Origin of the sequence: Achromobacter sp., from assembly GCF_032102605.1 — a bacterium.
Classification (GTDB): Bacteria; Pseudomonadota; Gammaproteobacteria; order Burkholderiales; family Burkholderiaceae_B; genus Achromobacter.
The window spans coordinates 21,791-44,961 of sequence record NZ_DAMDGT010000011.1; the positions used below are offsets into that span (position 1 = coordinate 21,791).

At 65.1% G+C, this 23,171-nt stretch carries 23 protein-coding genes; 12 read left to right on the forward strand and 11 right to left on the reverse strand.

Annotation, left to right across the window (positions count from 1 at the left end; translation table 11 throughout):
• Positions 1-67 precede the first annotated feature (67 nt).
• Positions 68-1,852, forward strand: a complete 1,785-nt coding sequence (locus tag RT614_RS21920) for a SulP family inorganic anion transporter (protein ID WP_409558507.1) — start codon at positions 68-70, stop codon at positions 1,850-1,852.
• A 15-nt stretch (positions 1,853-1,867) separates the two neighbouring features.
• On the opposite strand, the gene RT614_RS21925 is transcribed toward RT614_RS21920, so the two are convergent.
• The 6 genes from RT614_RS21925 to RT614_RS21950 form a co-directional block, all read right to left on the reverse strand.
• Positions 1,868-2,635, reverse strand: coding sequence for an ABC transporter ATP-binding protein (locus tag RT614_RS21925; RefSeq protein ID WP_313624236.1), 768 nt, complete (start codon positions 2,633-2,635; stop codon positions 1,868-1,870).
• A complete protein-coding gene (locus RT614_RS21930) occupies positions 2,632-4,509 on the reverse strand; it encodes an ABC transporter permease (protein ID WP_313624237.1) in 1,878 nt (625 codons plus the stop codon). Before RT614_RS21930 ends, RT614_RS21925 begins: the two co-directional genes overlap by 4 nt.
• The gene (locus tag RT614_RS21935; RefSeq protein ID WP_313624239.1) at positions 4,509-5,738 is read right to left on the reverse strand and encodes an ABC transporter substrate-binding protein; all 1,230 of its coding nucleotides are present in this window, start codon (positions 5,736-5,738) and stop codon (positions 4,509-4,511) included. Before RT614_RS21935 ends, RT614_RS21930 begins: the two co-directional genes overlap by 1 nt.
• A gap of 281 nt (positions 5,739-6,019) precedes the next feature.
• Entirely contained in the window at positions 6,020-6,187 is a 168-nt protein-coding gene (gene rpmG, locus RT614_RS21940; RefSeq protein WP_003810296.1) for a 50S ribosomal protein L33, read from the reverse strand.
• A 37-nt stretch (positions 6,188-6,224) separates the two neighbouring features.
• Entirely contained in the window at positions 6,225-6,461 is a 237-nt protein-coding gene (rpmB, locus tag RT614_RS21945; protein WP_006390601.1) for a 50S ribosomal protein L28, read from the reverse strand.
• A gap of 314 nt (positions 6,462-6,775) precedes the next feature.
• The gene (locus RT614_RS21950) at positions 6,776-7,975 is read right to left on the reverse strand and encodes a Bcr/CflA family multidrug efflux MFS transporter (RefSeq protein ID WP_313624240.1); all 1,200 of its coding nucleotides are present in this window, start codon (positions 7,973-7,975) and stop codon (positions 6,776-6,778) included.
• 169 nt (positions 7,976-8,144) lie between these two features.
• On the opposite strand from RT614_RS21950, the gene RT614_RS21955 reads away from it, so the two are divergent.
• From RT614_RS21955 to RT614_RS22000, 10 genes are all read left to right on the forward strand, one after another.
• Entirely contained in the window at positions 8,145-9,407 is a 1,263-nt protein-coding gene (locus RT614_RS21955) for a class I SAM-dependent methyltransferase (protein ID WP_313624241.1), read from the forward strand.
• Between the two features lie 114 nt (positions 9,408-9,521).
• A complete protein-coding gene (locus RT614_RS21960; RefSeq protein ID WP_313624243.1) occupies positions 9,522-10,547 on the forward strand; it encodes an ABC transporter substrate-binding protein in 1,026 nt (341 codons plus the stop codon).
• Positions 10,548-10,997: 450 nt separating this feature from the next.
• On the forward strand, positions 10,998-11,999 hold the full coding sequence (locus tag RT614_RS21965) for an ABC transporter substrate-binding protein (RefSeq protein ID WP_313624245.1): 1,002 nt from the start codon (positions 10,998-11,000) through the stop codon (positions 11,997-11,999).
• Positions 12,000-12,288: 289 nt separating this feature from the next.
• The gene (locus RT614_RS21970; RefSeq protein WP_313624247.1) at positions 12,289-13,146 is read left to right on the forward strand and encodes a proline/glycine betaine ABC transporter permease; all 858 of its coding nucleotides are present in this window, start codon (positions 12,289-12,291) and stop codon (positions 13,144-13,146) included.
• Entirely contained in the window at positions 13,143-14,405 is a 1,263-nt protein-coding gene (locus tag RT614_RS21975) for a glycine betaine/L-proline ABC transporter ATP-binding protein (RefSeq protein ID WP_313624249.1), read from the forward strand. The genes RT614_RS21970 and RT614_RS21975 overlap by 4 nt, the downstream gene beginning before the upstream one ends.
• Before the next feature lie 126 nt (positions 14,406-14,531).
• Positions 14,532-14,906 (forward strand): tautomerase family protein, encoded by a 375-nt coding sequence (locus tag RT614_RS21980; RefSeq protein WP_313624251.1) that lies wholly within the window; start codon positions 14,532-14,534, stop codon positions 14,904-14,906.
• Positions 14,907-14,925: 19 nt separating this feature from the next.
• Entirely contained in the window at positions 14,926-15,162 is a 237-nt protein-coding gene (locus tag RT614_RS21985; protein ID WP_313624253.1) for a hypothetical protein, read from the forward strand.
• Positions 15,163-15,303: 141 nt separating this feature from the next.
• A complete protein-coding gene (locus RT614_RS21990; RefSeq protein WP_313624255.1) occupies positions 15,304-16,176 on the forward strand; it encodes a hypothetical protein in 873 nt (290 codons plus the stop codon).
• Positions 16,177-16,187: 11 nt separating this feature from the next.
• A complete protein-coding gene (locus RT614_RS21995) occupies positions 16,188-16,670 on the forward strand; it encodes a hypothetical protein (protein WP_313624257.1) in 483 nt (160 codons plus the stop codon).
• Positions 16,671-16,690: 20 nt separating this feature from the next.
• Positions 16,691-17,173: a hypothetical protein gene (locus tag RT614_RS22000; RefSeq protein ID WP_313624259.1), complete on the forward strand. Its 483-nt coding sequence runs from the start codon at positions 16,691-16,693 to the stop codon at positions 17,171-17,173.
• Here RT614_RS22000 and RT614_RS22005 read toward each other — a convergent pair.
• From RT614_RS22005 to RT614_RS22015, 3 genes are all read right to left on the reverse strand, one after another.
• On the reverse strand, positions 17,170-18,135 hold the full coding sequence (locus RT614_RS22005) for a tripartite tricarboxylate transporter substrate binding protein (protein WP_313624260.1): 966 nt from the start codon (positions 18,133-18,135) through the stop codon (positions 17,170-17,172). The two genes, RT614_RS22000 and RT614_RS22005, sit on opposite strands and share 4 nt — an antisense overlap.
• A gap of 91 nt (positions 18,136-18,226) precedes the next feature.
• Positions 18,227-18,706 carry a MaoC family dehydratase gene (locus RT614_RS22010; protein WP_313624261.1) on the reverse strand — a complete coding sequence of 160 codons (480 nt, stop codon included), beginning with the start codon at positions 18,704-18,706 and terminating at the stop codon, positions 18,227-18,229.
• Positions 18,703-19,950, reverse strand: a complete 1,248-nt coding sequence (locus tag RT614_RS22015) for a CoA transferase (protein ID WP_313624262.1) — start codon at positions 19,948-19,950, stop codon at positions 18,703-18,705. The genes RT614_RS22010 and RT614_RS22015 overlap by 4 nt, the downstream gene beginning before the upstream one ends.
• 71 nt (positions 19,951-20,021) lie before the next feature.
• Here RT614_RS22015 and RT614_RS22020 point away from each other — a divergent pair, with 71 nt between their 5' ends.
• Positions 20,022-20,921 carry a LysR family transcriptional regulator gene (locus RT614_RS22020; RefSeq protein ID WP_313624264.1) on the forward strand — a complete coding sequence of 300 codons (900 nt, stop codon included), beginning with the start codon at positions 20,022-20,024 and terminating at the stop codon, positions 20,919-20,921.
• A 6-nt stretch (positions 20,922-20,927) separates the two neighbouring features.
• Here the strand turns inward: RT614_RS22020 and RT614_RS22025 are convergent, their stop codons facing one another.
• Both RT614_RS22025 and RT614_RS22030 read right to left on the reverse strand, forming a co-directional pair.
• Positions 20,928-22,064, reverse strand: coding sequence for an AAA family ATPase (locus RT614_RS22025; protein WP_313624266.1), 1,137 nt, complete (start codon positions 22,062-22,064; stop codon positions 20,928-20,930).
• Positions 22,061-22,939, reverse strand: a complete 879-nt coding sequence (locus tag RT614_RS22030; RefSeq protein WP_313624267.1) for an RNA ligase family protein — start codon at positions 22,937-22,939, stop codon at positions 22,061-22,063. Before RT614_RS22030 ends, RT614_RS22025 begins: the two co-directional genes overlap by 4 nt.
• Positions 22,940-23,171: the final 232 nt, after the last annotated feature.

The following is a 23,171-nucleotide window of genomic DNA, read 5'->3' on the forward strand; positions in this document are numbered from 1 at the left end:
ACGGCAGCAAGCGAGCGATTACGCTACGCGGACAGGCGCGATGCGCCGACGCCAGGGACAAGACAGGATGATGCAGGGGGGAAGGAACGTAGCGCGCCGGGTGTTCGGCGCGTGGGTGGACGATGTTGACAGGCTGACGCTGCGGGCTGATCTGGCCGCGGGCCTGCTTGGCGCACTGCTGGTGCTGCCGCAGGGCGTGGCCTTCGCCACGCTGGCGGGGTTGCCGCCTGAATACGGCCTGTATTCAGCCATCGTTCCCTGTATTTTCGCCGCCCTGTTCGGCTCCAGCCGCCATGTGATGTCCGGTCCCACCAACGCCAATTCGCTGGCGCTGTTCGCGGTGCTTGCGCCGCTGGCGGCGGCGGGCAGCCCGGCCTACATCCAGTTGGCGCTGGCCGTGACCGTGCTGGTCGGCGTGATGCAGTGGCTGGTGGGAGCGTTGCGGCTGGGCTCGCTTGCGCACTTCATTTCTCCGTCTGCATTGTTCGGCTTCATGAGCGGGGCGGCCGTGCTGATCGCCGTGCATGCATTGAAGGATGCCTTTGGGCTGCCGACGCCGGAGTCGCATGGCGCGGGCGCGGTGCTGGAAAGCGTCGCCACGCATATCGGCCAGGCGCATCCCGGCGCCGTGCTGGTGACGGTGGTCACCCTGGGCGCCGCGCTGCTGGCGCGCAAGCTGGATAAGCGCAAGCCCTATATGCTGCTGGGCCTGGCCGCGGGGACGCTTGCCGCGTGGGTCTTCAACGCGACGGTGGAGGCGCAAGGCGGCACGCCGGTGCCCGTGCTGGGCGCAATCAGCCAGCCTTGGCCGCCATTCCACGTGCCCAGCGTCGATTGGCGCGCACTGCCTGACCTGCTGAGTGTGGCGTTCGCGCTGACCATCGTGGCGCTGGCGCAATCGATCTCCATCGCCAAGGCGGTGGCGTCCCGTTCCGGACAGCGAATCGACGCGAATCGCGAATTCGTGGGGCAGGGCATTTCCAACATCGTTGGAGGTTTCTTTTCCTGCTATCTGTCCTGCGGATCGCTGAATCGCTCCATTCCCAACTACGAGGCCGGCGCAAAGACCCCGCTGGCGTCCGTGTTCTCGGCGCTATTGCTGATGCTGCTGGTGGCGGTGTCGGCGCCGCTGCTGGCGTTGATTCCCCTCGCCGCGATCGCCGGACTGCTGCTGCTGGTGGCATGGACCCTGCTGGACATTCCGCGCTGGCGCCTGCTGCTGCGCACGCAGCGCGGCGAATGCGCCATCGCCGGCGCCACGCTGGCCGCCACGATCGCCATTCGCATGGAAGTGGCGATCCTGCTGGGCACGGTGCTGTCGCTCATGGTCTATCTGCACCGCACGTCGCGGCCGGCGATGCGCACGATGGGCTTCGATTCGCGCGGTTTGGACCGGCGATTCATCGTCCTGGAGCATCAGCAGGATGCGCTGCCGGAATGCCCGCAACTGAAGCTGTTGCGCATGGAAGGTTCGGTCTATTTCGGCGCGGCCGCGCATGTGGCGCAGCGGTTGCACGATCTGCGCTCGGCGCCCGGCGCCCCTCGCCATCTGCTGGTGATGGCCAAGAGCATGAACTTCATCGACCTGGCCGGCGCGCAGGTTTGGGACGACGAGCTTGCCGCAAGGCGCGCCATGGGCGGTGACCTGTACTTCCACCGGCCTCGGCCCGAGGTCATGGACATGTGGCGGCGCACGGGTTTCCTGGAGCGCTTGGGCGAAGACCACATCTTTCCGGACAAGGCGACGGCGCTGCACGCCATTTATGCCAAGCTGGACCGGGGCATCTGCGCGGGCTGCTCGGCCCGGATATTCTGGGAATGCCAGCAAGACAGTCCGCAACGCGACGGTTGATGGCGCTTGCGCGGTTCAGGCGCCTTGGGGCGTCTCGGTGCCCAGATAGGCGGCCTTGACCCGTTCGTCGGCAGCGATCGCCGCGGGCGGGCCTTCGGCCAGCAGACTGCCGCGCACCAGCACGGCGATGCGATCCGCATGCTTGAACACGACGTCCAGGCTGTGTTCCGTGAACAGGACGGCGATGCGCTGCGTGTCGGCCAAGTGGCGAGTCAGCCGCATCAGCGCATGGCGTTCGTTGGTGGCCATGCCGGCGGTGGGCTCGTCCATGAGCAGAAGGCGCGGCTGGTGCGCCAGCGCCATCGCCAGTTCCACGCGCTTGACGTCGCCGTAGGCCAGCGTGCCGCAGGCCTCGAGCGCCTTGTTGGCCATCTGCACCTGGGACAGCAGCGTCATGGCTTCGTCCTGGGCGTGCCGCGTGGCGCGGCGCCAGGGGTTGAACAGCAGCCTGTCGCGCGACAGCAGGGCGGTCTGCACGTTTTCCACGACAGTCATCGACCGGAACGTGGCCGCGGTCTGGAAGCTGCGGCCCACGCCCAGCCGGCATATCCTGCCGGCGGACAGGCCGACCAGTTCCTGGTCTTGCAGCAGAACCGAGCCCGAGTCCGGGCGCAACTGGCCGCCCAGCACGTTGAAGCACGTCGATTTGCCGGCGCCGTTTGGGCCGATCAAGGCCAGCATCTGGCCGGCGTCCAGCGTGAACGAGACATCCGCCAGCGCGTCGATGCCACCGAAGGATTTGCGCAGATTGCGCACTTGCAGCAAGGGGGCGGATGCGGTCATGCGGACCTCCTGCGCAAGCGCGCGGCGGCGCCAGCAAGGCCTTCGGGGAAGGCCATGACCAGCGCCAGGATGGCCACGCCCAGGACGGCATGCCAGTATTCGGTGCTGCGCGCGGCCACATCCTGCAGCCAGGTGTAGGACGCCGCGCCGACAAGCGGGCCGGCCAGCGTCTGGATGCCGCCCAGCAGCACCATGACCAGGCCGTCGACCGACCGGCTGACCGCCAGCACGTCGGGCGCGATGCTGCCTTTGGAAAATGCGTAGAGGGAACCCGCCAGGCCGGCGGCGAACGAGGCGGCCACGAAACCGGCCCACTGGACGCGCCGCGTGTCCATGCCCAGCGCCTCGGCGCGCAAGGCGGAATCGCGCACCCCGCGCAAGGCGTAGCCCAGCGGCGAAAACGCGAGCCGGCGCAACCACCAGACGCCCGCGGTGCACAGCGCGAGCGTGACGTAGTAGAACCAGGGTCCTTGCGACAGCCAGGCCGATGGCCACAAGCCGGTCAGCCCGTTGCTGCCGCCCGTCACGTCGTCCCACTGATAGGTGAGCGCCCAGAGAATCTGGGCAACCGCCAGCGTCAGCATCGCCAGGTAGACCCCGGACAGGCGCACGCAGAACCAGCCGAACACCAGCGCGCCGATCGCGGCGGCAAAGGGCCCGAGCAACAGGGCGGCTTCCATGGGAACCGAGGCCAGTTTCAGAAGCAGCGCGGCGCCATAGGCGCCAAGGCCGAACCAGGCCGCATGGCCGAACGACGTCATGCCCGCGAGTCCCGTGAGGAAGTGCAGGCTGGCGGCAAACAGCGCGGCGATCAGGATCTCGGTCATCAGGATGCTGAGATAGGGCCAGTACAGGGTGGCGACCGGCACCAGGGCCAGCAAGGCCAGCAGCACGCCATAGGCAATCCGCAAGCGCGGGCCGGCCGGCGCGATGGGGCGTTCTGGCATCCCGGCGTGGGAAGTCGGCGCGGGCGGCTTGCCCAGCAGGCCCCACGGGCGCACCACCAGCACCACGGCCATCACCGCGAATTCCGCCAGCAGCGTCAGTTTGGACAGGTTGAAGACCCAGGGGCCGATGGCCACCTGGCCGAGGAATACGAAAAGCGCCTTCACCGAGCAGATCAGCAGGGCGGCCAGGAAGGCGCCCGGAACCGATCCCAGCCCTCCCACGACCACCACCACAAACGCGCTGGCGATGATTTCCAGGTCCAGGCCCAACGTGGCGGGCACGCGCGGCGCCGCCAGCGCGCCGCCCAGGCCGGCGAGAAAAGCGCCCAGGGTGAAGGCCGAGGTGAACAGCCAGGCCTGGTTCACGCCCAGCGCGGCCAGCATCGTGCGGTTTTCGGCCGCGGCGCGCAGCAGCCTACCCCAGCGAGTGCGCATGAGCAGCAGCCACAGCAGCCCCAGCACGATGGGGCCGGCGGCGATCAGCAGAAGGTCGTATTCGGGATAGCGGCGGCCCAGGATCTGGACCGCGCCGGACAGGCCGGGGGCGCGGGGGGCGAAGAGGTCTTCGGGCCCCCAGATCGCCAACGCCGCGTCGCCGATGATGAGCACCAGCGCGAAAGTGGCCAGCAGCTGAAAAAGTTCGGGCGCGCGGTACAGGCGCTTGAGCACCAGCAGTTCCGCCGCGGCGCCGATGAGGCCCGTGGCCAGTGCGGCCAGCAGCAGGCCGGCCCAGTAGCCCGCGCCGCTGCCGAAATAGCTGGTGAACGTCCACGCCAGGTAAATGCCCAGCATGTAGAACGAGCCATGCGCGAAGTTCACGACGCGCGTCACGCCGAAGATCAGCGACAGACCCGCGGCGACCAGGAACAGCGCGCTGGCGTCCGCCAGGCCATTGAGCAGCTGCAGCAGCAGCCCGGAGAAACTCATCAGTGAGCCGGGCGCATCTTGCGCACCTGCTCATCGGGCGGCTGCAGGCGCGCCCCGTCGATGTAGGTGAAGTCCTTCATGATGCCTTTGCCGTCTTCCACCGCGGTGACGCCCACGTATACGCCCATCGTGGACTGGTGGTCGATCTTGCGGTACTGGATGGGGCCGTAGGGCGTGTCCACCTTCAGGCCGGCAAAGGCGTCGACGAGCTTTTCGGTGTCGGAAGATCCGGCCGCCTTCAGGCCTTCGGCGATGGACATCAGCGACGCATAGCCGACCACCGATCCCACCTTGGGCGTCTCGTTGTAGCGCTTCTTGTATACCTCGACGAAGGTCTTGTTGGCCGGCGTGTCGATGGCGTACCAGGGGTAGCCGGTGACGATCCAGCCCGTGGGCGTATCGGCGCCCAGCGGTTCCAGGTATTCGGGTTCGCCGGACAGCAGCGACACGACGGGCCGGTTTTCGAACAGGCCGCGCGTGTTGCCTTCGCGCACGAAGCGGGTCAGGTCAGCGGCGAACAGCACGTTGAAAATGGCGTCCGGCTTGGCGTCGGCCAGGGCTTGGACGACAGCTCCGGCATCCACCTTGCCCAGCGGCACGGCCTGTTCGACCACAAATTCGACGTCGGACTGGAAGGACTGCATCATGGCCTTGAACGTGGCCACGGCGGACTGGCCGTATTCGTAGTTGGGATAGACGATGGCCCAGCGCTTCTTGCGCAGGGCGAGCGCCTTGGGCGCCAGCGCCGCGACGTGCATCCACGTGGAGGGACGCAGGCGATACGTGTAGCGGTTTCCTTCCTGCCAGGTGATCTTGTCCGTCAGGGGCTCTGCCGCCAGGAAGAACACCTGTTGCTGCTTGGCGAAATCCGTCAGCGCCAGGCCGGTGTTGGACAGGAAGCCGCCGAACAGCAGCTCGACTTTTTCGCGCGCGATCAATTCCTGCGCGGCGCGCACCGAGTCCCCGGGATTGCCGTTGTCGTCGCGGGAGACGACCTCGAGTTTCCGGCCCAGCACGCCGCCGGCGGCATTGACCTCTTCCAGCGCGAGCTGCCAGCCCTTCTTGTAGGGGCCCAGGAAGGCAGGAATCGCCTTGTAGCTGTTGATCTCGCCGATGCGGATCGGCGGTTCCTTGTCTTTCGCGACGGCGGGCGCGGCCGGGGCCAGCGCAAGGGCCAGGATGGCGGGCGCCAGCGCGCGGCGCAACAGGGTAAGGCAGGGACGGATCATGGCGAGGTATCGCAGGCTGTAGATGAGTCGGGCCTCTGCATGCGCCGGAGAGCGCCGCGGGTGCGGCCCAATTGAAACATGCGCTTTGGCGGCGGGGCAAATGAAAATGCCCCTGCCGCGCCTTGCGCAGGGCAGGCCGTGCCGCTGATGGATGTAGTGACGCAGCAGAACGCGGCGTTGGCCGCCGACGCCGTCCACGAATCGCCGCGCCAAACGAAAAAGGCCCTGCTGTGCAGGGCCTTTCTTGTGCGCAGGATTCTGCGCTCGGAATACCGGCTGAATTACTTCAGCTTGGTTTCCTTGTAGTCAACGTGCTTGCGAGCGACCGGATCAAACTTCTTGATCAGCATCTTCTCGGGCATGTTGCGCTTGTTCTTGGTCGTCGTGTAGAAATGACCCGTGCCGGCAGTCGACTCGAGCTTGATCTTTTCGCGGATACCTTTGGCCATGTCGTGCTCCTAGTATGTAGATTGGCGGGAAGGCCGATTAAGCCAGTTCGCCGCGGGCACGCATGTCGGCCAGCACGGCGTCGATGCCGTTCTTGTCGATCGTGCGGATGGCCTTGGCCGAAACACGCAGGCGAACCCAGCGGTTTTCGCTTTCAACCCAGAACCGGCGCGATTGCAGGTTGGGCAGGAAGCGGCGCTTGGTCTTGTTGTTCGCGTGCGAAACATTGTTGCCCACCATCGGGCCTTTGCCGGTCACTTGGCATACGCGTGCCATGGATGCACCTCTTTAGTGTCGTTCTTGCCGCGCATCGTTGGGGTGTAGAGACGGAGGGTAGACGGGGGTTTTAGCCGCCGGGCTGTTGAGGCTGCGCTGTGCGCTGCCTTGGCCGGCCACCCAGTCTTAGTGGATGAGGGGGAAAGTGATTTCGCCCCAGTGCTTATACCCGCTGCCTGCCACCCGCTTAAATTCACAACACGCGGTTGGGGGTCAGAGTGCTGAACTACAAAGCATAGTAGTCCCGCACGGGAAACTTCATGTGAAGACCGCGATTCTAATACGAAAAACGCAATTAAATCAAGCCTGGAAGGTTATGCCGTGTGCGAACGCGCCACACGGCCAGCCGTCCAGGAGAGGCAGGCGCATGCCGCAAGGGTAGTCGTGAGGGGCAGGGCGGTGTCCGCCTGCCAGGCGCTGACTGCAAAACCCGCCAGTGCGCCACACGAGAGTTGAAGTGTCCCCAATAGCGCGGAGGCCGCGCCCAGGCGTTTGCCCTGATCCGCCAGCGCGAGCGCGGCGGAATTGGGGTTCACGAAGCCCTGGCTGCCCATGTAGCAGATGAGGCACAGCATCAAAAGCGGCAGCGTCAGCAGACCGCCCAGCGTCAGCGCAACCGCGGCCAGGCTGGCGCAGGCCAGCGTGGTCAGGGCGCGGCGTTGCAGTTGCCGGGGCGTGTAGGTGCGCAGCAGGCGGGCGCTGATCTGCGAACAAACGATGAGCGACGCCGCATTGGTGCCGAAAAGCAGGCCGTAATACTGGGGCGGCACGCCGTAGAGTTCGATGAAGACACGGGGCGAACCGATGATGTAGGCGAACATGCCGGCTTGGCCGAAGCCGCCGGCCAGGCTGTGCGACATGAAGCCGCGGTGCGCGAAAAGCGCGCGGTAGTTGTGCAGGATGGTGCTCCAGCGCAGGGGCACCACGCGCTCGGGTGTCAGCGATTCCTTCATGATCAGGATGACCGCCGCCATCAGCATGGCGCCGCCCGCCAGCATGATCCAGAACAGGCTGCGCCACGAGGTAATGGTCAGCATCTGGCCGCCGATCAGCGGCGCCAGGATCGGGGCCAGACCCATGATGAGCATCAGCAGCGACATGGCGCGCGCGGCTTCGTGGGTCTCGTAGTGATCGCGGATGACCGCCCGCGGGATCACGATGCCGGCGGCGCCGCCCATGGCCTGAACCACGCGCCAGCCGGTCAGCGCTTCGACCGAGCCCGACAGCGCGCACCCTAGCGACGCCACCATGAACAGCGTCAGGCCCACCAGCAGCGGCGGCTTGCGGCCGTAGCGGTCGGCCATGGGGCCGTAGAACACCTGCGCCAGCGCCAGTCCGATCAGGTACGCCGCCAGGGTGCGTTCGACGTCGCCGCGCGTTACACCCAGGTTCGCCGCGATCGTGGGGAACGCGGGCAGGTACATATCAATGGCGAACGGACCGATGGCCGTCAGCGCGCCCATGAGAATGAGCCAACCGGGCAGGCTGCTGCGGGATGTTTGTGTTGGGGGCATGTAGATCGCGGTAAAACGCAGGGACAGGGCGCGGGCAAGTGCAAGCGGAGCCACACTGTTCGCGCCAAGCCGGGGACTTTATCATGGGCAGGCTTACAGGAAGGTTGCTTCGGTTTTCCGATAGAGTTTGTGGCGTCCTTACGCATCCGACGAATCCGGAGGAAGAGCCGTGAATCCTTTGCTATCTATAGTGGAACGCAAACTTCAGGCGCTGCCTGTCCCGGTCCAGCTGGTGCTGCCTGACGGCGCCGTGCTGGGTGCGCAAGATCCGCGAGTCCGGTTCGTGACGCACGACAAGACTGCGCTCGCCCACCTGGCCGAGGGCGCCGTCGGTGTGTTGGGCCAGGACTACGTCGAAGGCCGCATCGATATCGAAGGCAGCATGCGCGATGTCATGGCGGCCGCCGCTGCGCTGCTGCCGGGTTCGCCCATGGACGCGGCGCGGGGCGGCTGGCTGACCGACCTGGTGCGCAACGTGATGTCGGTGTGGCGGCATTCGGTGGAACGCGACGCCAGGCAGATCGAATTCCACTACGACCTGTCCGACGACTTTTACGCGCTCTGGCTGGACCCGCGTCGTGTGTATTCCTGCGCCTACTATCGCCAACCGGACATGACGCTGGCGCAGGCCCAGGAAGCCAAGCTGGACCACATCTGCCGCAAGCTTCGCCTTCAGGCCGGCGAGCACTTTCTGGATGTCGGCGCAGGGTGGGGCGGCCTGTTGCTGTGGGCCGCCGAAAACTACGGCGTCGACGCCACGGGCATCACGCTGTCGCGCAACCAGCATGCGCATGTGACGCGGCTGATCCAGGAAAAAGGGCTGGGCGGACGCGTCCGCATGGAATTGCTGGATTACCGCAAGCTGGACGAATCCCGGCCGTACGACAAGATCGCCTCGGTCGGCATGTTCGAACACGTGGGGCGCTCGCAGCTTGAAAGCTATTTCGCCAAGCTGCGGCGGCTGCTCAAGCCGGGCGGTTTGATCATGAACCACGGCATCACCGCCGCCGGCGTGGACAACCCCGAGCTGGGCAACGGCATGGGCGAATTCATCGAAAAGTACATCTTCCCGGGCGGCGAGCTGACCCACGTCAGCGTGGTGATGCAGACGCTGGCCAATGGCGGCCTGGAAGACCTGGACGTTGAGAACCTGCGCCCGCACTATGCCCGCACCTTGTGGGCATGGAGCGACGGCCTTGAAGCGCGGCTGCCCGACGCGGCCCGGATCCTGGGCGGCGACCAGGGCGAACATTCGCTGCGCGCCTACCGGCTATACCTGGCCGGCTGCGCGATGGCCTTCGAGCATGGCTGGATCGCGCTGCACCAGATCCTGGCGCAGCACCCGGCGACGGGCCGCTCGGACGAGCTGGACCATCCCGTCGACCTGTCGTATCCCTGGAGGCGGGACTATATGTACGAGGGACGCAATTGACCCATCCGCTATTTGATTAGCAGAAATTGATCGTTCCGCCCGGAGGCGCACGATTGCTAGGATCGCCCGCACACCTTAAGTGCGAACCAACCGGTCCAAGGAACTTGCCTCTCCATGTTTTCTAATATCTTCCGCTCGCGGCGCAACGCCGCATCCGCCGCCCTGGTCGTCTTTGCCCTGGGCTTTGCTGCGACCCCGGCCCATGGCGAGGGCACGCTGCGCGTAGCGCAGCAGTTCGGCATCGCCTATCTGATCCTTGATGTGGTGAAGGACCAGAAGCTGATCGAAAAGCACGGCAAGCAAGCCGGCGTGGACATCAAGGTGGAGTGGGCGCAGATCTCGGGCGCGTCAGCCATGAACGAGGCGTTGCTTGCCGGCGCGCTGGACATGGTGTCGGCGGGAGTTCCGCCGGCTCTGGTGCTGTGGGACCGCACGCGCGGCAAGCAGAACGTGAAGCTGGTGGCCGCGTTGGGCTCGTTGCCCAACTACCTGTTGAGCAACAACCCGGCGGTGAAGACGCTGGACGATTTTTCGTCCAAAGATCGCATTGCCGTGCCGGCGGCCGGCGTCGGATTCCAGTCGCGCACGTTGCAGATCGAAGCCGCGAAGCGTTACGGCAAAGACAACTTCAAGCGCTTCGACGACATCTCGATCAGCCTGCCGCACCCCGACGCGACGACGGCGCTGATTTCGGGCGGACTGGAGGTGAACGCGCATTTTTCCAGCGCCCCGTTCTACTACCAGGCGCTGGAGCGCAATCCGGCGGTGCACAAGGTGATCAGTTCGTACGACATCCTGGGCGGACCAGCGACTTTCAACGTGCTGTACACCACGCAGAAATTCCACGACGCCAATCCCAAGACGTACAAGGCGTTCTATGCGGCGCTGGCCGAAGCCGCTGCGTGGATACCCGCGCATAAAGAAGAGGCCGCCGCGATCTTCATCCGCCAGCAGAATTCCAAGCTGCCGCCGGCGTTCGTGAAGCAGATCATCGACGATCCCGAGAACCAGTTCACGATAAACCCGCAGCAGACGCAGGTATATGCGGACAAGCTGCGCGAGATCGGCGTGTTGCAGTCCAGGGCCGAATCATGGAAGGATTATTTCTTCGATGAGGCCCATGCGAATCCGGGAAGTTGAAAAAAAAGCGGCCCGAAACAGGGTTTTCCGGGCCGTTTGGAACGCTCTGTATGTATTAATAGGAACAAAATATTAACTGAATGTATCGCTGTTTCAAGCCCGATTTTTCCCTGGGGAAAATGCGCGACGACCCCCTGGCGAGCGGGGGTTTACCCTTACTGATTTTGACTCGGATGTATCTGTTTCATTCACTCTTGGGGTTGGTCTGCTCATCAATTTCGTTTAAGATGCTGCCTTCTTCGTTCAGTTTGTTCCCTTTCTGTGGGCATTCAGACGCTCCTGTCTGAAGGTCCCTGTCTTGCAAGACATCGCGTCCCTCGCGACCCGTCTTGTTGCTAGTGTCGGTTTGTATTGGCGGTTCAGCCCGTCTTCCGCACAACCCCCTTAGCTCCACGGTGCCTCCCGGGCCTGGCCCGGCGTGTGTGCCTGAACCTATGGAGGCAAAAGCCAATGCGTTTTACCCCTGTCAAGACCCTGGCCGCCGCGGCCGTGTTGTTCGCCTTCGCCGGAGCGGCCCAAGCCGCCGACGCGCCCCAATGCGAAATCAAGCGCCCGGTCACCTTCGGCGCCATGAACTGGGAATCCAACCTGGTCCTGGTCGACGTCGAACGTTTCATCATGGAAAAGGGCTACGGTTGCAAGACCGAAACCCTGCCCACCGAGACGTTGCCCGCCCTGGCCGCGCTTGAGCGCGGCGACCTGGATATCAATACCGAAATCTGGCTGAACAGCGTGGCCGATCCCTGGGCCCGCGCCGAGAAGACCGGCAAGGTCAAGCGCATCGGCGACCTGTACATGGGCGCCGAGGGCTGGTACATCCCCCGCTACACGGCCGAGCGTCTGCCCGAGCTGAAGTCCGCTGCCGACCTGCCCAAGTTCAAGGACGAATTCAAGGATCCGGAAGAGCCCGGCAAGGGCCGTTTCTACGGCTGCCCGGCAGGCTGGGGTTGCGAAGTCACCAGCAACAACCTGTTCCACGCGCTGAAGCTGGACGACAGCTACACGCTGTATTCGCCCGGCACGGGCGCGGCGCAGAAGGCGGCCCTGATGTCGGCCTACAAGCGCAAGCAGAACGTGGTGTTCTACTACTGGTCGCCCACGCCGCTCGTCGGCGCCATGGATCTGGTCAAGCTGGACCTGCCGGCCTATGACGCGGAAAAGCACAAGTGCCTGACGTCGCCCAAGTGCGCCAAGCCCGAGCCCAGCGCGTATCCCGACAATCCCGTCTTCACCGCCGTGAACACCAAGTTCTCGGAAGAGGCGCCCAAGCTGACGGACTTCCTGTCCAAGGTTTCGGTCCCGCTGCCGGTCATCAATGAAACCCTGGCCCACATGGAAGAGTCCGGCGATGAGTCCAACGCCGTGGCCAAGTGGTTCCTCAAGAACAAACCCGACGTCTGGACCAAGTGGGTCCCCGCCGACGTCGCCGGGCGCGTCCAAAGCGCGCTGTAAAGCACTGTGATCCTGGCTGCGCGCCGCGGTGGCGCGTACCGGTTCTTCAAGGGACCGGACCTCTTTGCCGGGATGGCCGCCGGCCGGGCGCAAGCGCCCGGCCCGGCAAGCGTGCTTGTGCCGCCACCTGCGGTGGCAGTGATTCCGGTGCCGGGCACCGATGTGGGAAGGACCTTCGCTGCACGTCCTTCCAGGTGCCTGGCGCCAGTCTCAGTCTCGTTGTTTTCCGCTGCGCCGGCGTGCCCGGTGGCGACACGGGCGGCGAGCGCGCCAGAATGGAGTCGTATGCATGTTTCCTGAACTTATTCCCGCCCGTCAGGTACGGGGGGCGATCGACGGCTTCGTCGATCACCTGGTCACCAATTACGCGGATACGCTGGAGAAGCTCTCCCAGCCCGTCCTGCACGCATTGGTGTGGTTGGAGCAACTGCTGCGCAGCTCGCCCTGGTGGGCGGTTGTCGCGGTCACCGTCGCGATCGCCTACGGCGTCAGCCGTCGCGTGGGCCTGAGCCTGGCGATGGGCGCGCTGCTGTGCGTGATCGGCGTGCTGGGCCTGTGGGACGCCGGCATGCAGACGCTGGCGCTGATGATCATGGCGGCCGGCCTGTCGGTGCTGATCGGCATCCCGCTGGGCGTGCTGATGGCTCGCGTCAACTGGCTGCGTTCCGGCATGCTGCCGGTGCTGGACGTGATGCAGACCATGCCCAGCTTCGTGTATCTCATTCCCGTGGTCATGCTGTTCGGCCTGGGCAAGATCCCGGCCATCATCGCGACCGTCATCTACGCCGTGCCGCCGCTGATCCGCCTGACCGACCTGGGCATCCGCCTGGTGGACCGCGAAGTGCTGGAAGCGTCGCGCGCCTTCGGCGCCAACCCGCGCCAGCAGCTCTTCGGCGTGCAACTGCCGCTGGCGTTGCCCAACATCATGGCTGGCATCAACCAGACGACGATGATGGCGCTGTCGATGGTGGTGATCGCATCGATGATCGGCGCGCGCGGCCTGGGTTATGAAGTGCTTCTGGGCATCAACCGCCTGGAAGTGGGCCGTGGCCTGTTGGCCGGCCTGGGTATCGTGGTGCTGGCCGTGCTGTTCGACCGGATCACGCAATCGTATGGACAGCGCATGCGCATGGGAGGCCAGCGATGAGCAAGATCGAAGTCAAGAACATCTACAAGGTTTTCGGAGCGCATCCGAAGAAATGGCTGGCGGCCGCCCAGGGCGGCATGAGCAAGGAACAGCTGCTGGCCGAAAGCGGCCACACGCTGGGCCTGCGCGACATCAGCCTGTCCATCGAAGAAGGCAGCATCTACGTCATCATGGGCCTGTCCGGTTCGGGCAAGTCCACGCTGATCCGCCACTTCAACCGCCTGATCGAGCCCAGCTCGGGCCACATCCTGGTCGACGGCGTGGACGTGGTCAGCCTGAACAAGCGCGACCTGGAAGTCTTCCGCCAAAAGAAGATGAGCATGGTGTTCCAGCGCTTCGGGCTGTTCCCGCACCGCACGGTGCTGGACAACGCCGCGTACGGGCTGACCGTGCAGGGCGTGGCCAAGGCCGAGCGCGAGCAGCGCGCCCGCGAATGGCTGGAGCAGGTGGGCCTGTCGGGTTTCGAGAACCAGTATCCGCATCAGCTCTCGGGCGGCATGCAGCAGCGTGTCGGCCTGGCGCGCGCGCTGGCCACCGACGCCGAGATCCTGCTGATGGACGAAGCGTTCTCGGCGCTGGACCCGTTGATCCGCCGCGAGATGCAGGACCAGCTTCTGCAACTGCAGGCCAAGCTCAACAAGACCATCGTCTTCATCACGCATGACCTGGACGAAGCGCTGCGCCTGGGCAACCGCATCGCCATCCTGAAGGACGGCGAACTGGTGCAGGAAGGCACGCCGGAAGACATCCTGCTGAACCCGGCCAACGATTACGTGCAGTCGTTCCTGCAGGACGTGAACCGCACCAAGGTGCTGAACGCCACGCACGCCGTGAACCCGGCGCGCCTGACGCTGACGATGCGCTCGCGTCCCGCGCACGCCGTGGATCGCATGAACGCGCTGAACTACGAGTACGCGCCGGTGCTGGACGGCAAGCGTCTTGCCGGCGTGCTGACCGCCGAGTCCGCCGCCAAGGCGATGCAGGAAGGCGCGCGCGACGTCTCGCGCTTTGTCGAGGACCTGGCCTCCGTGCCGGCCACGGCGGGCCTGGGCGAAGTGCTGGCCCAGCTTGTGCACAGCGATCAGCCGGTCGCCGTGACGGGCGAGGATGACGAGTTCCTGGGCATGCTGTCCCGCAAGAAGGTGGTCGAGCTGGTGACGCCGGCGCTGACCGACAGCGCGGCTCCGGCCGAAGCGGCCGAACTGCTGGCTGAACCCGGATCTGAACCCGAGCTGGAGCGCCACGACAAGGCCGCCTGACCGACGTTCATTCAGTAAGACCGACTGCGCCCGCGTGCATGCCCTTGCACGCGGGCGCAGTCACGATATGATGGCTTGCCGGTCGGCCAGGCCGGTCTTCCCCTACTTGGAAAATCGGATCCCGTCATGCCCATCTTGAATGTCCAGATCATGCAAGGCCATTCGGCCGAGCAAAAGGCCGCCCTGCTGAAGGCCGCATCCAACGCCGTCGTCGAGAGCATCGCCGCGCCGCTGCCCAGCGTGCGGATCGTGCTGCAGGAAGTACCCGCGGAACACGTGATCGTGGCGGGCGAGATCGGCAAGCGCATGGCGCGCGTCGACGTCGATCTGATCGAAGGCCGCGACGAAGCCAAGAAAGCCGCCCTGATCGCGGCCCTGAACCAGGCCGTATGCGCCAGCATCGACATCTCCGGCGAAGACGTCCGCGTCCTGCTGCGCGACGTGCCCAAGACGGACATGGGCGTGGCGAACGGGCTGACCGCCAAGGCAGCCGGAAGGTAACGGCGAAGCAGGGGCGTATTTGGAATGCGCCATCGTTGAGACGACGCTGATTGCCCGGATTCAACCAACGCAGGTACACCAAGAAGCGGCCGATCCGGCCGCTTTTTTTATGCGCAAGGTGACGCTGAATGGCTGCTTCGAATCGTCACGGCCGCTCGGTGGGAAAGCCCTGGCGTGCGACGGCATTGCTGGTCTGTCCCGTGCTGGCATTGGCTGGCCATATGCCCGACAGGTCATTTCGCACCCCGCCCGATGAGCGCTTCGTCGTATCCGCCCTTATTTCCATCAGCCCGAATGCGCCATTTAGGACGATCCTGATAGCCGATTTAGAACCAGCACGAGTACACCACCAGAGGCGGCGCTCCGCCGCTCACTGTATGCGCGAGGTGGCTCAATTATGGCAACGCTGTTTCGTAACGACCGATCGACGGTTCCCCCCGAAATCACGATGGTTCAGGGCAACGCGCTTCTTCTCAAGGTCCTTGGCCTGGGGCCCAACAAGAAGCACCTTGTGTTCAAGGGAAACCAGCCTTCCTTGCTTCGAGTCGAGGCAATCAATCCCAACCACAGGAATAAGGAACAGTCGATCAGACTGGTCTCCATCGCCACAAATTCACAATTGGAGAACGTGGTCGAAGTAGCCGCGTATGTGGACGAAGATCCGTTGATGAGGATTGACGGAAACACGCGACGGCTTAGGATAAAGATACTGCCGGGGCTTCAACTGCCGCATGAAAATACTGAAGCTGGCTTGCTTGCGAGAGTCTTTCTTGCGGAAACAGTGGGCCCCGATGATTCACGCTATGGCGGCCGGGCAGAGTCCGTGGAAAGCATGCGGTGGATCAAGCGGGTCCTGCAAAACAGGTTGGATGCCGGCGCGCACCACTTTTCTCTTAACCCCGGATCCGTCGACGCACGTTCCATTCGGACCCTGCAAGACGTCGTCAAAGCACGGGGGCAGGTCGAGTCGTTCGAGATGTATCCGGTCTTGAGGTCACGGTTGAAGGACCGAATCGATAGCACCACAGCCATCGCCAACGACGCCTCCGATAAGCGACACCGTTTCTTTCGGCAGTACGTCAATGACGTGATCTCAGTTGCGCAGAGCGTCGACGTAATCGCAGACCCTTGTCCGACCGGCTTGTACGCATGGCGGACACATGAAGCCGACAGCCCAGGGCCAAACTTCGCTTTCTTTCGAACGATGGGCGGGCAAGACTTCTACACTTTGACGCCGGCCTACAGGGCAAACGTGCTCAAGATCCGGTGATGGGGATTTCAATGAAACTACTGATTGCGACGCTCTTACTCGCGATTCCCATCCTGGCAGCCGCCAACGACATGCCCGACGCGCCATTCCGCACGCCGCCAGACGAGCGCTTCGTGGTGTCTACCAGCCCTTACTTCCATCAGCCCGAACGCGCAATCGCGAACCGCTTGGAATACTTGGGCAAAAGCGAGCAGACCAATCACTTCTGCCTGGTGGGATACCGTTGGAAGGGGGGCGCCGAAACAGCCTGGCTGCATTGGAAGGAAGAGGAAAGTTTGATTCCGTGGTACGGCAATCGAGATAAGAGAATCCGAGAATCAAGCCTGATGGACGATAGCGACGCTGTGAAATGGGGCAGGGATACCTTCGAGGAAGGCGAACTAGTTGAGGTGTTCCGTCATAACCTGAGCACTCGAGCGTGGAAGCAGTTGGCAGCGGATTGCGAGCGGTATGGCAAGAAGTACGTATTCAAGCCATTTGTCCGTCATCGCTAGTTCAGCTTCACGGTTCCCCAATGAACTCACTGCTTGCGACGCTTTTCCTTGCTTTACCCATGCTGGCAGCCGCCGGGGACTTGCCCGACGCGCCTTTCCGCACACCACCGGACGGGCGTTTCGTGGTGTCTGCCAGCCCTTACTTCCATCAGCCTGAAGTCGCCATCGCGAACCGGTTGGCGTACTTGGGCAAGGACGGGCAGACCAATCACTTCTGTGTGGTCGGTTACCGGTGGAACGACGGAGGGGGAATGGTCTGGCTGCATTGGACGGAGGAGGAAAGCTTGATTCGGTGGCGCGGCAATCGGGATAAGGAAATCCGCGAATCAAGCCTCATGGCCGAAACCGACGCCGTGAAATGGGGCAGGAACACGTACGAAGAAGGCGATCGCGCTGCCATGTTCCCGCATACCCTTAGCACCCGGGCATGGCAGCAACTGGCTGCCGATTGCGAAGAACATGGCGAAAAGTACGTGTTCGAGCCTGTCGCCGGCGGCCGCTAATCCAGCTTCACGTTCGCCGCCTTCACCACCTCACCCCAACGCTGGATTTCGCTCTTGATGTAGGCCGCATATTCCTGCGGCGTCGATCCCAGCGCCTGGGCGCCCTGCGCCTTGAGCTGCTTCTGCATTTCCGGCGACTTCAGCGCACGCAGGATTTCGGCGTTCAGCTTTTCGATCACGGGGGCGGGCGTGCCGGCGGGCGCTACCACGCCTTGCCAGGCGCCCATGCCAAAGCCCGGGGCCACGGTTTCGGCCACCGTCGGCACGTCGGGCAGCTGGTCGCTGCGGGCCTCGCTGGTCACGGCCAGCGCGCGCAGCTTGCCTTCGCGGATGAAGCCCAGCGAATCGTTCAGCGTGTTGGTCATCACTTGCACCTGTCCGCCGACCAGATCCGTCATGGCGGGCGCGCTGCCGCGGTAAGGCACGTGCACCGCGTCGATGTCCAGCGACCGCCACAGCAGCAGGGCGCCCAGGTGCGTCACGTTGCCGGCGCCGGCGGATCCGTACGACAGTTTGCCGGGATGCTTGCGAGCGTAGTCGACAAAGGCCGGCGCGCTGTCGGCGGGCACGGACGGGTGCACCAGCAGCACCAGCGGGATGACCGCGGTGCTTGATACCGGCGCAAAGTCCTTGACCGGGTCGAACGCCAGCGAGCGATACAGGTTGGGGCTCAGTGCGATTGACGATGTGTTGTACAGCACGGTGTAGCCGTCCGGCTTGGCGGCCGCGGCGTACTGCATGCCGATGTTGCCGTTGGCGCCGCCCTTGTTTTCGACGACGACGGTCTGTCCCAGCTGGTCGGTCAGCTGTTTGGCCAGGACGCGCGCCACCAGGTCGGTCGGGCCGCCCGGCGGGAAGGGCACGACCATCGTGATGGGGCGCTCGGGCCACGCGGCGTGTGCGGCGGACGCGCTTCCCAGCGCCAGGGCGGCCAGGCTTGCAGCCAGCAATGCTTTTTTCATGGTTTTGTCTCCTTGTGCTTTTATGGGTGCTGCGGAACGCAGGCCGCCGGTGTCGCCCTCTGCGCGGGGCGCTTTGCCGGCGTGTGCGGGGTCAGTCCGGCCTGCCGGCCAGCATGCGCACGGCCGTGTAGGCCATCACCGGCTTGCCGTGCTGGTTGCGGACTTCGATGGCGGACGTGACGACCGCGCGATTGTGTTGCGAGGTCGGGCGCACGCCGGTCACTTCGATTTCGGCCCAGATGGTGTCGCCGGCGACCACGGGCGCCAGCATCTTCTTGTGCACTTCCAGCAGGGCCAGTCCGGTGCCCTGCACCATGCCCTGCATGATCAGTCCTTCGATCAGGCCGTAGGTCAGCGCGCCGGGGGCGGGGCGCCCCTGTATGGCGCCATGGGCATAGGTGGCGTCGATGAAAATCGTTTCCAGCATGCCCGTGACGCTGATGAAGTTCACGATGTCGGTTTCCGTGACCGTGCGTCGGAACGTGTGGAAGCGCTGGCCCACGGCGAGGTCCTGCCAGTAGTAGCCCTGGCCTAGCTGCGCGATGCCGGAGGGGGTGCGATCTTGGGTCATGCGGGGTCCTTGCAGTGGTCGGAAGTGGGGGCGGGCGCCTGCCGGGCGGCGCCCGATTCCAGCAGGGCGGCGATGTCGGCGGCGGGCAGGCCCGCCTGGCGCAGCACGTCCATCGTGTGTTCTCCCAGACGTGGCGGCATGGCGGGCGGGACATGCGATTGCTGCAGACGAACCGGATTGCGGGGAAAGCGGTAGCGGCTGCCAGTGGCGCTTTCCAGCGGCACGAAGAAGTCGACGCTTTGCAGGTGGGGGTCGGTCTCCAGGTCTTGCAGCCGGTTCACCGGCGCGGCGGGAATCTGCAGCCGTTCGCACAGCGCCAGCCAGTAGGCGGTGTCGTGCGCGGCGACGATGCCTGCCTGCAGTTCGTAGAGCGTTTCAATGTGCCGCGTGCGGGCGGAAATGTCGGTGAAACGCGGGTCTTCGGCCAGGTCGGCGCGGCCTGCAGCGTTGAAGAAATCGCGCCAGTGGGCGTCGGTGTAGGGCATCAGACAGACATGGCCGTCGGCCGTCTGGCACGGCCGGCGCCACGGGGTCAGCACACGGGGGTAGCCAGCCTCGCCGGGATCGTCGGCCAGGTGCCGGCCGTAGTAGTGCTCCACCAGCGCAAACGACGCCATGCTCTCGAACATCGGCACTTCCAGCTGTTGCCCGGCGCCGGTGCGCTCGCGCTGGAACAGCGCGGCCAGGATGGCGTGGGCGGCCACCAGGCCGCAGGTCTTGTCCGCGGCCACGGTGGGCAGATAGCGCGGCGCGCCGGTCTGGCGGCCGACCAGGTCCGCAAAGCCGGACAGGCCCTGGATGATGTCGTCGTAGGCAGGCCGGCCGTCGTACGCGCCGCCCTCGCCAAAGCCATACAGGCCCGCATACACCAGCCGGGGGTTGCGCGCGCAGAGTGTGGCGGGGTCCAGCCCCAGGGCGGCCATCTTGGCGGGGCGCATGCTGTGCATCAGCACGTCGGCCTGGTCCACCATCGCCAGCAGGGCCTGCCGCGCGACCGGCTGCTTCAAGTCCAGCACGATGCTGCGCTTGTTGCGGTTCAGGCCCAGGAAGATCGCCGCCAGGCCGGGCTCCTGCGACGGCCCGGTGCGGCGGGTGGAGTCGCCCGCCGGGGCTTCGACCTTGATCACGTCGGCGCCGTAGTCGGCAAGGATCTGCGAGGCATAGGGGCCGAACACCACGGACGTCAGGTCCAGCACGCGGACGCCATCCAGCGCGCTCGCGCGGGGTGAGGGAGAGGTTGTCATGGCGGAAATCCTATCGGCGCTGCACATACCCGTCTAATATGGCTTCGGTATTGCTTGATATGGATTTTGTTATGGCTATAGATTTACGGCAGCTTCGGCAGTTCGTGACCATTGCCGAGCTGGGCAGTTACCGGCGCGCAGCCGACGCGTTGCATATCGCGCAACCGGCGCTGTCGGTGTCGATCCAGAAGCTGGAGCACGCGGTGGGCGTGCCGCTGCTGGTGCGCGGCGCCAAGGGCGTGACCACGACGCCGGCGGGGGACGCCTTGATGGCTGACGCGCGCCGCGCGCTGTTTCATACCGATCAGGCCCGTCAGGCCGCCCGCCGGGTTGCCCTGGGCGAATGGGGCACGCTGCGGCTCGGATTCGTCGGCTCGGCCACCTATATGCTGCTGCCGCGTTGCCTGCCGGCGTTCCGCGCGCAGTACCCGGATGTGCAGCTCGACCTGCGCGAGGACAGCACGGTCGGGCTGGTGGCCATGCTGCGCGCCAATGAGATCGACGCCGGCCTGGTGCGCGGGCCGCTGGCCGAGGACAGCGAACTGGATTCCTGGGTGGTGGAGCGCGACGATCTGATCCTTGCCGTGCCCGCCGCGCACCCGCTGGCCGCCAACGGCCCCATCGCGCTGGAGCGCATGCGGTCCGAAGGCTTCGTGCTGTATTCGCCGGCCAAGGTGCCCGGCCTGAACGGCGTGACGCTGGCCCTGTGCCACAAGGCGGGCTTCTCGCCGCGAATCAGCCAGGAGGCGATCCAGGTGCAGACGCTGGTCAGCCTGGTGGCCAGCGGCCTGGGCGTCGCGCTGGTGCCGGGCGTGACGCGCGCGTATTCCACGCCCCACGTCGCCTTTGTGTCATTGACCGACCCCGATGCGCAAGGCGCGCTGTCCCTGTCGCTGGTGACGCACCGCGATACGTCGTGTGCTTCGGTGCTGAGGCTGCGCGACAGCATGCTCGCGCCGGTCGAGGCCTGAGCGACGCTACACCGCGTAGGTGACCCGGTGCGCCTCGGTGGGCAGCGGCAGATCCCAGCGGTGCAGCATGCCGGTCAGTGTCTTGTTCGACAGCGACGTGTCGCGCCGGGAATTGCGACGCAGCAGTTCGGCGCGCGGCTTTTCCAGGTAGACCAGTTCCACGTCGGCCTGATAGGCATACAGCAGGTCCAGCGTCTTCTTGCGCATCAGCTCGCTGAGGTTGGTCGCATTCCACACGAATGACGCCTTTGCGCGCAGCAGGGCCTTGGCGCGGTTGATGGCCAGGTGCGCGACCATGCCTTCGTTCTTGCCGTGCCGCAGCCCCAGTTCTTCACGCGCGTCGTCGAAAGAGATCACCGGCAAGTCTGGATGATGGGCGGCGACCCACGTGTTCTTGCCGGACGCCGGCAAGCCTGACATGACGATCACCCGCGATCCCGGCTCCTGGAACAGCGCGTAGTCGGGGTGCACGTCGGCGCCGCGGAAATAGCTGATGGCCGTGTGGGCGTCGGCGAACGCGCGCGGCTGGCCGAAGCATCCTTCGTCGCGCGCCAGTTCGCAAAAGAGGGCGATGTTGTCCAGCACGCGCCCGGCGTCCTGGCAGATGCGGCCACGCATGTCCGCTTCCGCCAGCATGGCCAGCAGCGGGATGTTCAGTTGCCACGACAGCTCCCGCACGATGAACTCGGGCGACTTGCCGCGGCGCGAGCCTTCCAGCGCAAAGAAGGGCACCTGGTGCGTGGCGATCAGCCTGCATATCGTTTCGCGCTGGGCGAAGGGTGCGCCGGCGTCCCACAGCGCGATGCGCGCGTCGATGGCCCCTTTGCGCGAATGGCCCGGCTGGCCGATGGCGCCCGTCACCGGGTCCACGACCGTGGTGCTGTGCTTGGCCACGTCGTGCAACAGGGCGGCCAGGAACACGATCTCCTGGTCGGCGCGAGGCGCCGCCTGGTATTGCGGCAGCGCCAGCAGCGCGTCCACCACCATGCGCGTGTGTGTCCACACGTCGCCTTCGCCGTGATAGCGCGGGTCCTGCGGCGTGGTCTTGGCCAGCTCCAACGCGGGAAAGGCCGCCAGGCAGGCGGCGTAATCCGGGTCCTGCCCCGGCGCGGGCGTCAGCGCCCGCATGTGTTCGTAATTCATGATGGCTCCTCGTTCCTGCGGGCGTCGCGCAGCGTGTCCCAATCCACCGCCAGGCGGGGCGAATACAGGTCCACGCCGCCCGCCAGCAGATTGGGCACGTAGGGCTGCTCGGAATGGTGCATGTCCGAATCCAGGATGGCCTGCACGAAGTCGCGGCGCACCCACTTGTAGCGGCCGAGCGTCTTGCCGTCCGCTTCGGCCTTGATGTACAGACCCTCCGACAGGTCCGACTTGTCGCACTGTTTCCAGGCGCGGTCCAGGTCATGGCCTTCGCGCAGCACGGTGGCTTCGAAGGCGCGGCGCCAATCGGGCGTCTTGGCCAGAGACGGCTTGAGCAACGCTTTCATGTCCGCCAGCCGGGCAGGCGCCACGCCTTCGTACAGCACGGGCACCGACAACACGGGGCCGTCCGCCAGCAGCGCACGGCGCGCGTCCGTCGACAGGAAATCGCCCGTGCGGCGGTCCAGCACGTCGAACTCGAAAAAGTGATGGGGCAGCGCGTCGTAGAACACGGAGTGCTTCTTCGACAGCGTCTCGCCGTACATCACGTAGCGGTCTTCCAGCCGTTCAAGCAGCCAGTCCGCATGCGCGGCGGCCCAGGCCTTGATGAAGCTGAACTGCCGCTCGCGGCCGCCGCCGACGAGATAGTGGCCGCGGGATTGCAGCAGCAGTTCGCCCGACGGGCTGAAACTGATGCCGGTGTTCGCGCCGTCCAGCTTCTCTTCGACGACCAGCGTCAGGCCCGCCAGCTTGCGGTAGGGCACGTGGCCATGGCCCTCGTCCCCGTCCTGCAGGCGCGAGCCTTCCAGGTGGGGCGTTCGGGGATATCGGTAAAGGTCCAGCGATTGCGCGTAGGCGCAGAAATCCAGCGTCATGAGTCTTCTCCAGCAGATGGGAAAAGCCGACGACGCAGTCTTACGGGGAGGGAAGCGGGAAGGGGGTGGTGTTGCGCTTCCTGGAACCGCGCCTGTCGTTCATTGCATGCTCAAGACCCAGGGTCGAGCAACGGAGACGAACAGGCTGACCGCGGTACCAGGACGGTACTCGTCGGCGTTCAGGCGAATTGACGAATGGCAGACACGGTTGCACCCAAAAGAGAAGGGGTTG

Bases quoted from the DNA above. Each gene is read 5' to 3' on its own strand.
- RT614_RS22010 (WP_313624261.1), bottom strand. From the start codon at position 18,706: ATGACCCAAGATCGCACCCCCTCCGGCATCGCGCAGCTAGGCCAGGGC.
- RT614_RS21970 (WP_313624247.1), top strand. From the start codon at position 12,289: ATGTTTCCTGAACTTATTCCCGCCCGTCAGGTACGGGGGGCGATCGAC.
- rpmB (WP_006390601.1), bottom strand. From the start codon at position 6,461: ATGGCACGCGTATGCCAAGTGACCGGCAAAGGCCCGATGGTGGGCAAC.
- RT614_RS21950 (WP_313624240.1), bottom strand. From the start codon at position 7,975: ATGCCCCCAACACAAACATCCCGCAGCAGCCTGCCCGGTTGGCTCATT.
- RT614_RS21975 (WP_313624249.1), top strand. From the start codon at position 13,143: ATGAGCAAGATCGAAGTCAAGAACATCTACAAGGTTTTCGGAGCGCAT.
- RT614_RS21980 (WP_313624251.1), top strand. From the start codon at position 14,532: ATGCCCATCTTGAATGTCCAGATCATGCAAGGCCATTCGGCCGAGCAA.
- RT614_RS22025 (WP_313624266.1), bottom strand. From the start codon at position 22,064: ATGAATTACGAACACATGCGGGCGCTGACGCCCGCGCCGGGGCAGGAC.
- RT614_RS22020 (WP_313624264.1), top strand. From the start codon at position 20,022: ATGGCTATAGATTTACGGCAGCTTCGGCAGTTCGTGACCATTGCCGAG.
- RT614_RS21960 (WP_313624243.1), top strand. From the start codon at position 9,522: ATGTTTTCTAATATCTTCCGCTCGCGGCGCAACGCCGCATCCGCCGCC.
- rpmG (WP_003810296.1), bottom strand. From the start codon at position 6,187: ATGGCCAAAGGTATCCGCGAAAAGATCAAGCTCGAGTCGACTGCCGGC.
- RT614_RS21930 (WP_313624237.1), bottom strand. From the start codon at position 4,509: ATGAGTTTCTCCGGGCTGCTGCTGCAGCTGCTCAATGGCCTGGCGGAC.
- RT614_RS21965 (WP_313624245.1), top strand. From the start codon at position 10,998: ATGCGTTTTACCCCTGTCAAGACCCTGGCCGCCGCGGCCGTGTTGTTC.
- RT614_RS21920 (WP_409558507.1), top strand. From the start codon at position 68: ATGATGCAGGGGGGAAGGAACGTAGCGCGCCGGGTGTTCGGCGCGTGG.
- RT614_RS22000 (WP_313624259.1), top strand. From the start codon at position 16,691: ATGAACTCACTGCTTGCGACGCTTTTCCTTGCTTTACCCATGCTGGCA.
- RT614_RS21995 (WP_313624257.1), top strand. From the start codon at position 16,188: ATGAAACTACTGATTGCGACGCTCTTACTCGCGATTCCCATCCTGGCA.
- RT614_RS22015 (WP_313624262.1), bottom strand. From the start codon at position 19,950: ATGACAACCTCTCCCTCACCCCGCGCGAGCGCGCTGGATGGCGTCCGC.
- RT614_RS22005 (WP_313624260.1), bottom strand. From the start codon at position 18,135: ATGAAAAAAGCATTGCTGGCTGCAAGCCTGGCCGCCCTGGCGCTGGGA.
- RT614_RS21935 (WP_313624239.1), bottom strand. From the start codon at position 5,738: ATGATCCGTCCCTGCCTTACCCTGTTGCGCCGCGCGCTGGCGCCCGCC.
- RT614_RS21990 (WP_313624255.1), top strand. From the start codon at position 15,304: ATGGCAACGCTGTTTCGTAACGACCGATCGACGGTTCCCCCCGAAATC.
- RT614_RS22030 (WP_313624267.1), bottom strand. From the start codon at position 22,939: ATGACGCTGGATTTCTGCGCCTACGCGCAATCGCTGGACCTTTACCGA.
- RT614_RS21925 (WP_313624236.1), bottom strand. From the start codon at position 2,635: ATGACCGCATCCGCCCCCTTGCTGCAAGTGCGCAATCTGCGCAAATCC.